Origin of the sequence: Candidatus Seribacter sulfatis (genome assembly GCF_964187635.1) — a bacterium.
GTDB classification, from domain to species: domain Bacteria; phylum Verrucomicrobiota; class Verrucomicrobiia; order Opitutales; family Seribacteraceae; genus Seribacter; species Seribacter sulfatis.
Map to the genome: position 1 here is coordinate 1 of NZ_CAXLMO010000004.1, position 12,116 is coordinate 12,116.

Annotated in this window: 11 protein-coding genes; all 11 read right to left on the bottom strand. The window is 49.1% G+C overall.

Translation table 11 applies throughout. The features are described 5' to 3' along the window. Nucleotides 1-945: family 20 glycosylhydrolase (locus tag ACKPQ5_RS00605; protein WP_407677146.1), on the bottom strand; the 945-nt coding region annotated here is incomplete at its 3' end. Further along, a complete protein-coding gene (locus tag ACKPQ5_RS00610; protein WP_407677147.1) occupies nt 942-1,880 on the bottom strand; it encodes an endonuclease/exonuclease/phosphatase family protein in 939 nt (312 codons plus the stop codon). The genes ACKPQ5_RS00610 and ACKPQ5_RS00605, both read right to left, overlap by 4 nt. Before the next feature lie 25 nt (nt 1,881-1,905). Further along, nucleotides 1,906-3,354: a sulfatase-like hydrolase/transferase gene (locus ACKPQ5_RS00615; RefSeq protein WP_407677148.1), complete on the bottom strand. Its 1,449-nt coding sequence runs from the start codon at nt 3,352-3,354 to the stop codon at nt 1,906-1,908. A gap of 40 nt (nt 3,355-3,394) precedes the next feature. Then, the gene (locus ACKPQ5_RS00620; protein ID WP_407677149.1) at nt 3,395-4,750 is read right to left on the bottom strand and encodes a sulfatase-like hydrolase/transferase; all 1,356 of its coding nucleotides are present in this window, start codon (nt 4,748-4,750) and stop codon (nt 3,395-3,397) included. A gap of 16 nt (nt 4,751-4,766) precedes the next feature. Further along, a complete protein-coding gene (locus ACKPQ5_RS00625) occupies nt 4,767-6,434 on the bottom strand; it encodes an FAD-dependent oxidoreductase (RefSeq protein WP_407677150.1) in 1,668 nt (555 codons plus the stop codon). Between the two features lie 58 nt (nt 6,435-6,492). After that, nucleotides 6,493-7,440 carry an endonuclease/exonuclease/phosphatase family protein gene (locus tag ACKPQ5_RS00630; RefSeq protein ID WP_407677151.1) on the bottom strand — a complete coding sequence of 316 codons (948 nt, stop codon included), beginning with the start codon at nt 7,438-7,440 and terminating at the stop codon, nt 6,493-6,495. 3 nt (nt 7,441-7,443) lie between these two features. Then, nucleotides 7,444-8,340, bottom strand: a complete 897-nt coding sequence (locus ACKPQ5_RS00635; protein WP_407677152.1) for an endonuclease/exonuclease/phosphatase family protein — start codon at nt 8,338-8,340, stop codon at nt 7,444-7,446. A 403-nt stretch (nt 8,341-8,743) separates the two neighbouring features. Then, entirely contained in the window at nt 8,744-9,352 is a 609-nt protein-coding gene (locus ACKPQ5_RS00640) for a hypothetical protein (RefSeq protein WP_407677153.1), read from the bottom strand. A 127-nt stretch (nt 9,353-9,479) separates the two neighbouring features. Further along, a complete protein-coding gene (locus ACKPQ5_RS00645; protein ID WP_407677154.1) occupies nt 9,480-10,709 on the bottom strand; it encodes an alkaline phosphatase D family protein in 1,230 nt (409 codons plus the stop codon). Between the two features lie 20 nt (nt 10,710-10,729). Beyond that, nucleotides 10,730-11,797, bottom strand: coding sequence for a carboxylesterase family protein (locus ACKPQ5_RS00650; RefSeq protein WP_407677155.1), 1,068 nt, complete (start codon nt 11,795-11,797; stop codon nt 10,730-10,732). Beyond that, nucleotides 11,797-12,116: hypothetical protein (locus tag ACKPQ5_RS00655; RefSeq protein ID WP_407677156.1), on the bottom strand; the 320-nt coding region annotated here is incomplete at its 5' end. The genes ACKPQ5_RS00650 and ACKPQ5_RS00655, both read right to left, overlap by 1 nt.

The following is a 12,116-nucleotide window of genomic DNA, read 5'->3' on the forward strand; positions in this document are numbered from 1 at the left end:
GCCCGCGGCACTTGAAAAGGAACGCATTCCGGGCTCGCCCATTTTGAGCGGGGCGCCGTCATTGCAGCCATATTCAGGGTAGGCCATCAACAGCGCGTTCACATGCCCGGGAATATCAAACTCCGGAACGACCTTGATGTAGCGTTCATGCGCATATGCCACGATTTCCCGCATCTGCACCTGCGTGTAGTAGCCATTGAATTCTTCTTCTTTCGAACGGTCGCCGGGGTAGCCACCGATGCTGGTGAGTTTAGGATACTTCTTGATCTCGGCGCGCCATGCCTCGTCTTCGGTCAGGTGCCAGTGGAAGACGTTCATTTTGTAGAGCGCCATGAGGTCGATGTATTGTTTGATCTTGTCGATCGTCTGTATGTGCCGACAGCTATCCAGCATGAACCCGCGCCATTTGAAGCGGGATGCATCTTCGATCTCGACGAAACCGATACGCAGATCAGAGAAGGCCTCGCGATGGGCTGCATCGTCCTGATGAAAGATGGCGGCAGGCAGCATCTGCTTTAAAGACTGCAAGCCATAGAACACGCCCTGCGCATCCGCCCCGGTGATGTGAATACCTTTCTGATCGACACTGAGACGATAGGCGCCAACCACCTTACCCTCAAAAATGTTGGGGGCCACGCGGAGCTTGATCTCAGATTCCCCTGCTTTTCCTTTACCGACTAAGGTTACCTTCAGCCCTGCGCCTTTACGCAGGTACACCGCAAAGCGCTCTGCATTCGCTTTGAGCTGATCCTCCGATGAGGTTCCACCGGTGATGCTAATTCGTATCTGCTGCTGCAGTGGGTAAAAGCCCTCATGGAGCTCCAGAGATTTGCACCTGGGAATGATGGGAACATCTTCGAATGCGTATATCGCAGGTGGGCAGAAGAATAGAAGAGAAAATATGACTCCTGTGACTAATCGGGGTTTGTAAAAAGCTCTTTTCATTTTTGAGGTATTTTCTTGGCTAGGCTAAACGTCGTAACCACGGCGCGGTGATCAGAGGGGTAAGGCGAAACGACAATGTCGCCGTTCTCTTTGTTTTCACCGATGACCTTTGCGGCGGTTACTTTCACGCCCTTACCTCTGAAATAAACATAATCAATGCGGTCATAGTGGATCGTAGGATCATCGGCTTTCTTGAGAGTCGTCCAGGTGAAGCCGGGCTTTGCCATCTCGTCGGGATGGACCGTGCGATAGGCATCCGTAAATCCTGCCTTGGCCATCGTCAAGGAGGTGGGAAATTCCACCTTCATGGGGTGGCGACCAGCCTTGGCTGCGGCTTCGGTCCAGTCCAGATATGAGGGTTCGTTGAAATCGCCGACGACAAAAATAGGCGCCTCTTGATCGGAAAGAGCATTTATCCGTTTGAAAAGTCGTGCGATGAATCTGGCGCGCGTCTTATTTGCTCCGGCAATCGCTTCGGCTTCGGTATCTATTTTGGGATACACTCTGTAGCCGGCAGTCAGACCCAAGAGCTGGAAGGGCTGGTACGGCCCGTGGGGCAGGTGTAGATTGAAGACGTAGGCTTCCTGGCCTGAAGGCAGCTTGACCTTCATGCCGTCGGAATTCCTTTTGGCACTATCAGGTAACTCCTCGACAATTTCGTAACGCGTGATGAAGGGACCGCTATGATTCCAACCCAGCAAATTCGCCAGTTTCGGGACATTATTGCCGATCTCCTGCAGACCCACGATATCTGCCTTCGCCAGCTCGATCATCTTGGCCGATTGGGACAAGGGTTGCCCACGCTTCGTTCCGCCATGTAAAGCATTGTAAGTCATCACCCGAACGGTGCTTTCTTGAACCAGCTTGTCCTCTGCTTTCAGCCCAGTGGTGAAGCTAGCCGCTAGTCCGAGTAGTAAGAATCTTGGAATGCTCATAAAAAAACTTCTTTCTTATTTGGTTTTATTTCCGGTCCCATGCATTGGCTGCGCGGGGTTCATAGGATGGATGGGCATCCTTGTTAGGCAGCATATCGACCACATCCTGAAATTTTTGCAGGGCCTTTTGGTGCAGTACCAGCTCGCTGCCGATCAGGTTGCTTTCCTCCCAAGGATCGCTCTTTAAGTCATGCAAGCGGATGATCTTTTTTTCATTGGATACCCAAGCCTTGAAGCGTTTATCCCGAATCACCCGGGTAGAAAATTTCTTCGTTGGCCGGATCCCATCTTTGGTTAATTTCGCGGAACCGTAACCCAACGCCATGATCCACTTGCGCTCCGTATCCTTGGTTTTCCCAAGCAGGTATGGTGCAATCGAGGACCCATCGACTACGAGATCTCTGGGTAACTGCCCACCACCCAGTTCCACAAAAGTGGGCATCATGTCAGAAAAATCAGTGAGGGCTTTGCTCTCCACTCCGGCAGGGACAAGACCGGGGCAATTGACGATAAAGGGAGCACATACTCCGGCTTCTTTTTCTGTTCCCTTGGACCCGACGACCTCTCGGCCGTTGCGCCTACCAATGACACCACGGGGAGGAGGAGCCGACCCATTGTCGGTGGTAAAGATGACAATCGTACGGTCACGGATACCGAGGTCATCGATTTCTTTGACTAATTGACCGACCATTTTATCAATGTATCGAACCATCGCTTTGTGCCGATCGAGGACACTTTTTGCATCAGGTTCATCCGGGGTGTGAGCCACAGGCGTATGCGGTTGGGCCATCGGAAAGTACATACACATGGGTTGCTCTTTGTTTTTTCGCATAAACTGAATCAGGTGCTCGGTGTATAGGTCTGGACCGTACTTACCCTTGTAGGTCTTGGATCCTTCTTTGGTATGAATGTACGGGTCCCAATAGCGCCTGGTTGATTTTTTCGCATGCTCTTCGTCCGGGGATGACTCCGCACCCGTCCACATCGCCCAGTCATCAAAGCCGTGCTTTTTCATGGCCTCTGGCTCGATCCGGAAATCGTTGATCTGCCACTTTCCGGCCGCGGCGGTGGCATAGCCCAAGTCTTTCATCAAGCGGGCAAAGGTGGTGTTTTCCTTTTTCTTCCAGTCAAAGTATCCCACGCCCCAGCGTGGTACATCCCAATGGTTGGCCCAACCGGTGCGCCATGGATATTTACCCGTCAGCAGGGTTGTGCGCGAGGGTGTGCATGCCGGCATAGAGTATGCATTATTAAACTTCATCCCACCAGCGGCGAGTGCGTCGATACTCGGGGTCTCAATATCCTCGGCTCCGTAGCAACTGATCCACTCCTTGCCCAGATCATCCGCCATGATGTAGAGAATATTTGGCTTCGTCTTGGTGGTTTCCGCAAACGCGAATAGAGAGCCAACACATAAAAAGTAGGCAGAGAGGAAGGTACGAATAATCATATTGGTTATTAGGGCGTTTTGCATGGTAGGTTTTTTATTTTGAAGGCTGGTGTAAATTTTGGGGCTAATACCGCGGCACCGATTTCGGTGCGGCAGGTCCGTTGGATTTGATTCTGTTGTAAAGGCTCTTCATGCGGTCAATGATATCCTTGCTCTCCACCAGTTCGGAGCCTTTGAGCTCTCGCTCCTTTGGCAATTTACGTGCATCGATAAGTTTTTCGCTCTTGATGAGATAGCGCCACTCGCCATCGAAGATCGATTCGCCCTGGGGTAATCCCTGGTGGACCCATCGCCGCGGTGGTCCATCCTTCCCATGGATTTGATTAACAATACTGCGCCCGTCGGTCTCGACTCTGTGTTTTGTGGCAGTCAGTTCGCAAAAGGTCTCGAATAGATCGACCACATCAACCAATTCCTGATTAACGCCTCCGGCAGGAATCGATTTTGGACCCCAGACGATAAACGGCACATGAGATCCCGCATCATTCAGGTCAGCCTTTGCGCCATCGACATTGCCTTTGAGTGTATGACGGGTGTGCTGGTTCTCACCTGGCTGCCCAAAACGGGGATTCTTATAAAGAGCATTGTTACGATAGCTCACCTGTAAACCATTGTCGCCCATGAAGAAGACATAGGTGTTGTCCTTAATGCCGAGTTCATTGACGCTCTTGAGGATTCTGCCGACAAGGGTGTCCATATATTCGATCATGTTACCCATCGTGGCTTCTCGATTCAGTGCTCGGTCCTGCGGTGTCTGGACTAACGGCCAGTGGGGCAGCAGCTCATTGTGGACAATGAAGAAAGGCTTTTGGACTTGGGTCGCCTCAGTCATCTTCTCAATCACATAATCGGCCAGTACATCCGGGCCGAATTGTTTCTCCAATCCATCCAAGACTTTTCCGTCTCGATTGAATGTAGGATTCCAGTGCCGTCCGGTCTTCTTGCCGTTCCGCCAAATCTGCCAGATACACCATGAGTCAAAACCGGCTTCTCGGATATGATTCGGCCAATGCTCCAAAGTTGCCAACTGCCACTTACCGGTCACTGCGGTCATGTAGCCATTCTTTTGGATCTGCTGCCCAAAGGTTGGCATCTTCCTGAAGTCAACCTTCTGTTTTGTTCCCTTGTGGACCGGAAGTATATCGGTGTGCTTATGCCGAAAGGTATAGGTTCCCGTATGCAGACTTACCCGGGATGGTGTGCAGATGGAACTGGTGTACATGCTTTGAAACCGAAGTCCCTCTTTTGCCATTTGATTCAGATGCGGTGTTTTGAAATCCAAACCACCATAGGCCCCAAGTCCTTCGTAACCAATATCGTCAGCGAAAATGAGTACGACATTAGGTTTGTCAGTTGTGGCCGCCACCGAAAACCGGGCCATCAATACTAATGACAAAGAAAATATAGTGATGCGGTTCACAACCTCATTCTTATTTCTAAAGCTTCTGCTTATCGGCAAGCAGTCTTGCCTTCAGTTTGGTATAATCCACATCCTGCACAACGATGCCTTCATCCATGGCCATAACTGCGGCGGTGCCGGCGCTCTGCCCTAGAATCATGAAGACCGGCTCCATGCGGATTGAACCGTAGGCGACATGTGAAGCCGACAGACAAAGGGGCACAAGCAAATTGCTGCATTCGTCCTCCTTTGGGACGAGCGAGCGATACGAAACGGGATAAGGCCTCACATGGTGTCCAAAACCGCCCTCGTTGCGAACCGTGATTACACCGTTTTCCTGTACAACGACGCGTTGGCAGAAATGAGAGTCCATCGCATAGGAGGCAATGCCCACCGAGTCCTTGACCATGCGCTTGTTTTCGCAATTGGCTTGAACCATCACATAATCTGAGACCATGCGTCGTCCCTCCCGCACATAGAGGTGATGTGGCCAATGACCGCTCCCCTTGAATTCCCCCGGGGGAAGCCCCCATTGATTAACCCGCGATTGCAAATTCTTTGGCACCTGTTCGTCGTTGGCCAGGAAGTACATGAGTCCTTGCTGGTAGTTGACATGGTCCTGAAAGATCCTCTCCCGCAGTTCATACAACTCGGGCAACGGAACCGGCAGACCACGGCGCGGCGGAGGCAGAGTAGAAAAATTCTCCGGCGAATAGGTGCCATCGGGCCAACGATGACATCCACCCACATAATCGCTGGAGAAGCTCCCGGCGTTATTACTGTCCCCGTTGCGCATTTGCACAGGGCCATCGGTCATCGGCTTGGTAGCGTAATGCAGAGTCCATCTGGGTTGCGGGTCAAAGTCCAGGAACCGAGCCAGCAGGGCATAGCGACCCGCATCATAGTTATTAGGTTTTGGAAAAGCGATCTTGTCGCGTGCTTTCGTCAAATGCATTCGGAAGTTGTAGGCCTGGACGCGATAATCCCCATCGCCCGGTTTACCGTAGGGTTCTGATGAGATCTCCGGAAGCAGTCCGGACGTCGGATCACCAGGCTTGACATAAGGACTGATGGGCAATCCACAGAACTGGTATATCCCCTTCCACGACACCAGCTGCCATTGCCCTGCCAGTGATTCCTTGTAGGCACTCCGCGGTTCGCGACCGACGGTGTAAGAGACATTGGCGGCAGCCAAAAGATCGCCCTCATAGGTTCCGTCCACGAACATCTTTGCCGTGATCGCCTCACCCGTCTCGAGGGTGATCGAGACCAGCTTACCATCTTCTGTCACAACCCTCGTGAGGAAGCGATCCAGCAGGACTTCAACGCCGGCTTCCGAAAGCATCTTTAGAAATGTCCTCTCGGCCACGGAGGGTTTTAAGGGACGGGCACGGGCAAAAAACTCTTGGGCAATCCCACCGATCGTACGCCTGGCACCCCAATCGACCGCCGTTAGACCTCCGGAGGTCAGTCCACCTACAAATCCGTTGTTCGAGACCAGGACAGCCCGTTTTCCCATGCGTGCTGCCTGAAGCGTCGCAGCAAAACTTGCCGGTGTGCCGCCGTAGGCAACGAGATCGCACTCAATTTGCTTCGGCTTCCCGGGTTCGACCTGTTGATAGTAATAGAGACCGTCAGCATACGATTCAGGGCACAGGCTACATATCATCAATCCTGCCAATAGTCTAAGTTTTCGATGCTTCATATATCTTATCTAATTATTCTAATTGAGATTATAGTTAGTTTAATTGCGAGGCATTAAGTTATTTAGCTACGGTGAAGGTCGCCACTACCGCACGGTGGTCGGAGGGATAAGGAGTAACAACAAGGTCGGCATTCTCTACGTTTTCTCCGAGGATCTTTACATCTTCTAATTCTAAGCCTTTGCCCTTAAAATAGACAAAATCGATGCGGTCATGATGAGTACGGGGATCACCAACTTTGTAAGCAGGGGACCAGGTGATGCCCGGGTTTTTCATCTCGTCCGGATAGATCTTCCGGTACGAATCACTAAAGCCAGCCTTGGCCAATTCCGTGGAAGTTGGGTATGCGACTTTGATTGGATGGCGACCCACCTTGGCGGCGGCATCCGTCCAGTCCAAATGGGAAGGCTCATTAAAATCCCCCACCACAAAAACGGGTGCCTGTTTGTCGGGTATGAACTTTACCTGCTTAAGTACTTTTACAATTTCTGCACCCCTTGCCTTTTTTGCCCATTCAATGGCCTCAGTCTCGGTCTTGATGAAAGTGATATTATTGGTGTGCTTGTGCCACTTTGGGCGGATTTTCAGAAGCTGATAAGGTTGGTAGGGATGGGAGGATAGATGAACATTAAAAACATACGCATGACTACCCGAATCCAGTTTTACTTTTACTCCTTTGTAGAGTGAGTCAACGATTTCATAACGGGTCAAAATATTGGAACCTTTGCCCATGTCATGATTCCATCCAAGCAACTTGGCCAGATCCTCCAAGGTGTCTCCCTTGGGGGAACGGGTTTCCTGAATACCGACAATATCGGCCTTGGCCAATCGGATCACCTTAGCAGTTTGTGAAAGAGGTTGTTTGAGCAACACCAGCCCACCCCGGTGGATATTGTAGGACATCACCCTTAACGTGGACTCTTCAGCTTGCCCCAGGAAAGAACTGGCTAGAAATAAAATAAACAGAAAAACGGTTCTAATAAGAATTGGGTAAATTTGATTTTTCATAATTTAGTCGACCTCCGAGATTTCTAATTCACACCAAACCCATGGGTGGTCGGATAAACACCCATTCGATTTTACATTATCCTTATTTTGATTCTTGGGTCCCCAATCCCGACCTTTTTCAAGGAGCTTAATCGAAGTCTTGGACCTGTAGAGGATATGATCGATTGATTTCTCCTGGGTTGCATTTGCCATCTTAGTCTCTTCCGAAAAAGACCGCATGACCAACCCATCGGTCCATTCATTAAAGTCTCCGCCTACAATTACATCATAAGACTTCTTTTCTGCATTTATATGATCTGCCAGCGCTTTTTGTTTGGAACCCTCCCACGCAGAAAGTTCAGTAGGTTGGCGCTTATGATGAGCGAAACCCGGTAAGTGAAGACTGTACAATGCTAACTTTCGCCCATTAATTTCAGTCTCTACCCGAAAGGCACTGGCCCGAGCCCATCCGCTACCTTCTGGCAAGAAATCCTTGCCTTCCGTAAGTGGAGTACGACTAAGAACGGACTTGAACTTTCCTCCGTAGTTTCCGGTTACATCCCCCCAGTTGGGAGCCTTGTGATTCGCGGAGGAAACCATTCCCACTCGTACATGACCCAGACCGAGAGCATCTCCCAATCGATGCGACCAATCCTTGACCTTCTTGCCTCGGTTCGCTTTGGGTACTTCGCTGAGTAATACGATGTCTGGATTAAGAGGTTTAAGAACCTCTGCAATTTGTTCAGGTGTGGCCCACTGACCACAAGCTACATTATAAGCCAGAACCCGAAGCTTGGTAATACCACCCTTTTCGGCAAATGTGGGTACCACAGCAATGAGAGCGACTAAAGCAAACCAAGAAATGGTTGATCCGGCTACTCTTCTCAAAAAGAGGAATCTTTTGGATAATAACATTTTCATATTTTTAAGTTGAAAATTATTTCACAATCACTGCTTTTGATAAACAAGTCAGGAAAGTTTGGGAGAATATAATGAGTACCTTACAGCAAAGTAAATTTACAGGAGGAATGGAATTAGGGAAGGGGAGACTAATTCAAACACTAACAAATTTACTCAAAAACAAACACCCTGTATTGCGTATTTCTTATGTTGATTTGCGACAAAATAGACTCCAAGGGAACTTTCACAGACAGAGCCAAACAAGAAGTTAATTGAACTTCAACCGTATCCGTTTAGCGTTTTTTAATACAAAACTAAATACAGCCACAGTCCCACCACCAATTCAAAAACGGAGGTAAATAGAGAAATAGAAAAATAAAAGTGCCAGCATCTTATTACTTTTCACACTGATACTGGAGAACGCCTACTTGATTTTCTTCACACTGAACCATATTTCCGTTCCATCGCCAAGACGGAGATATTCTTTTTGAGGGGATACTGGCCAATTAGAAATAACCTCGCAAATTTCATCATACTTTTTGAATACATCCTGCACTTTCTCTATCTTGGAAGGAAAAAAATCTGCAAACCAACCATCCTCACCGATTTCAATCGATGAACCATGAAATTGAGAAATCATTGGCTCACCTGTTTCGTTATTTTTAACTCCGGCATATCCTGTTCCATTATATTCAAACTGATAAGGCCCGATCGACTGCAGGCAGATTTTCGAGGTGGATGAAAAGGAATCAGGGGACAATTGGACGAAGGTTATAGGGCCCTTATCTTCAACTTCTACTAAAGCTCCGATGTCTTCAAAAGTAATATCCTCGTGACCCCATGCATCGATGAGGGCAACTCCTTCCATATCGCTAAAACTTGTTTTGATATCATTAAACTCCGCGTAATACCCCGGGCCAATAAATGAATACCAGATCCAGAACACGGGCACACCTAGAAAGATAAGCAATGCCCCTATGCTTACACCCAACTTCTTTATTATAAGTGTGCTGTGCGTAGTATCTTTCTCCATATCTCCCTATTTCTTAATCCTTTTATTTACTGTATTACCTTAGATGAAAGATAAACATGAGGAAGCCCTCTTTAACTCATCAATAATTACTTTGGCTCCCTTTGCTGTTAGTTAATGAAGCGCACCCTTAGTGCCTTAGTTGCGAGAGCTTCCAGGTCTTATCGGTATGAACCTTCTTGCCTTTGCCATAGATTATACGAACTCGGGCAGTAGGATCGTCAACGGTGGTGTCGAAATCAATGGTGGCAAAGCTCAAGTCTTTACCATTTGTAATTCCGGAAGACATGATCTCGATCATAGGGTACCCTACTCGATCGGACTCGTGGTGCTGCCAGACCAAGGATTGGTGCATGTCCCCACCGATATACATAACTCCCGAGATCTTGTGTTTTTTGATGGCATCAAAAAGACGGTGGCGGGAAAAGGTAAAAATGCGCCATCCATCCACTTTACTGTGATGGAGCACACTACCGGAGGCAATGATCTTAAACTTCGCCTTGGAGTTTTTCAGTCCGCTCAAAAGCCATTCAAATTGAGCATCACCCAGCATGCGTTTTTCATCATTATCTGGTAATTCATTGGGCGATCGATGGTAGCGGCCATCGACCACAAAAAACTCAACATCGCCCCGGGAGAATTTAAAAAAGGCACCTGGGGTATCGGGAGTTCCGGATGCTGGGTTGGGCCAAGCCTGCTTCCAGCCAGCCAAAGAAAATTCTTTTCCTTCGGCGGTACCATCCGAATTATTGGGTCCGTAATCATGATCGTCCCAGATCGCATAAGTGGGCACCTGACGAAGTACATTGGCAAATTCCTTCTTACGACGGTACGCCAAATGGTGTTGCAACTGTATCGTAGGATCGGTGGTATCGGCATAATGGGTATCGCCCACAGTGAGGTGTAGGTCCGGTTGCTCCTCAAGGAGAAGATTCCAGGACCGTTGTGCCCTTTTGATATGCATACAGGAAGTAATGGCCATTCTGAATGCAGTGGATGTGCCCTCAACGGGTGCAGTCTTCAATGATCCTTTCCACTTTGGGTCAGCCCTTCCATCAATCGAAACCTGGTACTGGTAACGGGTATCGGGTGACAGACCATTCATGGTCGATTTGAATATCTGCCCAGGGACCTTTGCTGCCTGATTGGATAGGGCCGTGAGTTTGCCCGCCTTATTGTCCTTTTTGAATGAACCTTCCGCACGGTAGCTGAAAGTACACTTGGACTTGGATGGCGCATACATCCATAGGGTTACTTGATTGGCCCGAACATCACCTGTGATTGGGCCCGCAATTTCAGGTATGGCATGGGCAAAAGAAATGGGCAGAAGAAGAAAAGCGATCAGTAGTTTTGGGCTCATAAATTTCGTGTTTTGGCTGATTAATTAATTTTGAGTGCGGCGATGAGGTATGCAGTGGCGTCTTTGTGTTTTACCCTTTTTGCACCCGTGTAGACCAGTTCACAACTCAAACCGAGTTCCTCGCTGCGCTCCTGAAGTTTCAGTCCGAAGTTGGCAGTGTGGGTGGGGTCTTTCTGAGGTTTCCCAATCGCTGGTGCCGGACCCTTGTAGTAAAGATAAACCGGTGGATCGTCTGAACTGACCAGGGCGTAAGGAGAGTATTCCTGTATCCAGGGCAGGATGTTTTTCCGCTCGGCTAGGAACTGGTCAAAACTCTTCATACCGAATGCATGCCCACCATACTTGCTGTTTGGCGTCCATGCCTTCAACTGTTTCGGGTCGAGGCTGGTTTGAGCGTTATTGACTGCGGCACAATAGAGCCGGGTAGATTCCCGGGCGATAGAATCCTTACTTTTAGAATCGGCTAAATCGTCATGGTAAAGCAACCACAGGCTGGAACAGGCACCTGCGGAACTCCCCGAAGCTGCAATACGGGTTTTATCAATATTCCATTCCTTTGCCTTACTCCTAACAAACTGGAGGGCACGGGCCGCATCATACAAGGGAGCTCGGACTGGAGGCTGAAGCTCCGAGTTGCTTTTGATCAAGCGATAGTTGATCGCTACCACAGATATACCCGCATTCAACAAGGCAGGAGCATCGACAAAACGACTGAGCCTCTCCTTGCTTCCATTTTTCCACCCTCCTCCATGAATAACAAATGCAAGAGGAGTTGGCTTTTCTGATTTTGCTTTCCAGAAATCGATAACATTGCGCTCATGTGGACCATAAGCAACCTCGCTCAATGTGGGTTTAGGTATGGAATCCGCGTATTGTTCTTTCTGGGAAACCTTTCCTGTGCGTAGAGCTTTGGGAGGCTTTGCATCCGTGGGCAAAGTGACCATGGACATCATACATAGGATGAGAATGCCTAAGGTTTTTGGCGGTTTTTTTGGTATAACAGGAGTCTCGATGACCGTCTTCGGTTCCTCAGCACTGCACACCGAGGTGATCAGAGCAGTAATGAGTAGTGCATTATAGATTTTCATTATTTCCATGCTTTAAGGCTTTCGAGATTAGCTGAGGAGTTGATCAGCCCAATTCTCCCACTGGCAACTGCTGGCAAGGCGTAGCTTTCGATCAGGATTTCATCAAGATAGAATTCCATCAGAGAACCTTTGAGGAGTAAGCGAAAGCACGCTGGGTTTGTGAACGACATCTCTCGGTCTACGCGTTTCAGATCCGGATGCTTGCTCCTTTTGGGCTCCTCAATTTTCAAAACGGTTCCGTCCGCCGACATGGAGCTGAGCTCGGCCACGCCCGCATGATCCACAAGCACGCCGGCTCCCTGATTGTTCACACACTCAA